Genomic DNA, 2,386 nt, shown 5'->3' with positions numbered 1-2,386 from the left:
CCAGCAGCCACAAACCTTAGACAGAGTGACCTTTCGCTGCACTATGGCCGAAGGTCTGCTTCATAAGGTTATATCCGAACGATACGGACCTTCATGTGCGGTGCAGCGAAAGGCCAGATTGTTCCGCGTTGCGGACCTACCGCCCTGCAAAAACCCAAGGGGCGCTTGGCCGCAGGCGGGCGATGCGGTGGGTAGGCGGATTGCGGGTTGGCACCCACCCTATCCGCTACGGCGGGCAGACGCCCACGTAATTGCAGACCAATATTGTGAAGCAAGCTTCGGCCATTAACGGGTCTGCCCAGCAACCACACGAGAAGCCTGGGCAAGTTTCCCCATCGCGGTCGGTATTGTTTCCTTGAAAGTACTTCATGAGCCTCGGGGTATACTGGGGCACGTCGATTGGATCGATCCGCTCACGATCCCGGCTCACGACTAATTCGCCACCTTGATTGGAGATTTGGTAAGTGCCGGCCGGGAAAGACTCCGAGCCGCCGCCTACCGAGACATATCCCATGGAGCCATCGCGGCTTAGCGCCGTGACGCTGGACATGTCGCCGCGAGAAAGGATAACCACCGAATTTGGATCCACGTCTGATCCGGACTGATCGGACACCGCGGAAAGTCGCTCGGCCGCGAACAGGCGGGTCTCGGCGGCTACATCGTTTGTTCTCGTGGACTCGAATGTCGTCTGTTGCGATTGTGCATCGTGCGGAACGACTGAAAGCACGAAAATGCACACCGCCATCAAGCATCTGAGCATGTGAACGTCTCCAGCAGCAAAAGTTGACGTTAGGTCAATTCCGGTGCTGGCGCAAGAACGAACCGTCATGTCATTCGTCAGCCAAGAAGTCTCGAGAATGCTTGGCGTCAGCTTGCGCCTGCCACCGGCGCGCAGCACCGCAATTCGGCGCCTGACGCTCTCATGCTCAGGACTTGTAGCCGTCGGTGGTGCGGAAGCGGGGGGCGGCGCGGAAGGGGGCGGCGGCCGGCGCCAGATGAAGCGCGGCCAGCGCGGTCTAGGCCACTCGCACGAGCCAGTCCATCCAGCCGGTCATCGGAGCTCTACTTCGGTGAGGCTTTGTTGATGGCGTGGATGCCCCCTCCCGGCGGCATTGCAATGTGCCAATGTGATGCGTGTGAGGCTCACCGCCTGGCGGCGTTAAAATGTGGGGCGGACAAGCGCTTTGAGGTAAGGGCCTTAGCCAAGGGCGCGTTCCTCGCAAATTCCGAGGGGCAGAGTGTCCCAGCGGTAAGAGGGTCGACATTAAAGATACTCCCAAACAGGAGAAACAAGAGATGAAAAAGATTCTCGTGTGTTCCGACCTTTCCGATCGGTCGCACCATGCACTCGTGCGCGCGTCGCAGCTGGTACGGAACCACACTGCCTCGCTAACGATCTGCTCGATCGTGGATGATGACTTACCGACAAAGATGGTTGAAACGCTAAAGCGTGAGGTCGCAGAAGGCTTGACCCAGACATGCAAATCTCTGGGGCATGACGATGCCGAAATCATTGTGGAGGTTGGAGAGCCAGTCGCCGCCATTATGGGCGTTGCGGCTCGGGTCGATGCCGACATGCTCGTCCTCGGAACACATCGTCATCGCCCACTTTGGGACCTTATCTCTGGCACAACAATGGAGAGGCTCGTGCATGCAAGTCGCCTGCCCGTCCTCCTCGTACCCAATCCGGTACGAGAAGCATACTCGCGCGTTTTAGCGGGGGTCGACTTCTCCCCCGCCAGCGAAGCCTGTTTGAGGTGGGCCAACCTCATCGCCGCGTCCGCAAAATTTACGACGTTCCATGCCGTAAGCGTCCCCTCGCCGGGCTGGTTCAGGGGAGCGAGTGATCCCGGTGATATCCGAGCGTTGACACATGATGTAGAGAACCAGCTTGAGACGTGGTGGCAGGACCGCGGAATTCCTGAAGAGATCGACCGCCCTGTTGTCATTCCGAAACCTTTGCCCGAAGCCTTTCGAGAGATGAGATACGAGGTAAAACCGGATTTGGTTGCGATCGGCGCGCATGGGCGGTCCGGCTTCATCCAAAGTTCGCTCGGGAGCTTCACTGAGGCAATCATCCGCTGGCAGTTCTGCGATGTTTTGGTTGTCAGAGATTAATATATGGCCCCGAAGGTCCTGCCGCCGCGTCACTGCGCCTGAGTGCAGGAAGGGTCGGAGTGCATTTCTGTTGTTGGCCCTGTCTTGAACGACCGGTTCGGCGATCCGCTCTGCCGCGCAGAACTTGGGATGCCGTAACCGCGAATGCGCGAGCAAACATTCTGCACTGACATTGGAAGAACTTCGAGCGGCCGCAACGCCCGGCGGTGCGGTCGCTGCTCTCGAGGATTTCGCTGCGCTTAGTTCGAACGACCGGATCCACAGCTGC

General features: G+C 58.7%; 2 protein-coding genes. One reads left to right on the top strand and one right to left on the bottom strand.

The annotated features are described in order from the left end of the window. Positions 1–226 precede the first annotated feature (226 nt). Complete coding sequence (locus tag OCH239_RS21195) at positions 227–760, bottom strand: hypothetical protein (RefSeq protein ID WP_037267444.1); 534 nt, start codon at positions 758–760, stop codon at positions 227–229. Between the two features lie 536 nt (positions 761–1,296). Here OCH239_RS21195 and OCH239_RS21190 point away from each other — a divergent pair. After that, on the top strand, positions 1,297–2,118 hold the full coding sequence (locus OCH239_RS21190) for a universal stress protein (protein ID WP_037267442.1): 822 nt from the start codon (positions 1,297–1,299) through the stop codon (positions 2,116–2,118). Positions 2,119–2,386 lie beyond the last annotated feature (268 nt).

The sequence above is a fragment of the Roseivivax halodurans JCM 10272 genome, from assembly GCF_000521785.1.
Taxonomy (GTDB): domain Bacteria; phylum Pseudomonadota; class Alphaproteobacteria; order Rhodobacterales; family Rhodobacteraceae; genus Roseivivax; species Roseivivax halodurans.
This window is presented reverse-complemented; position numbering and strand designations above follow the sequence as displayed.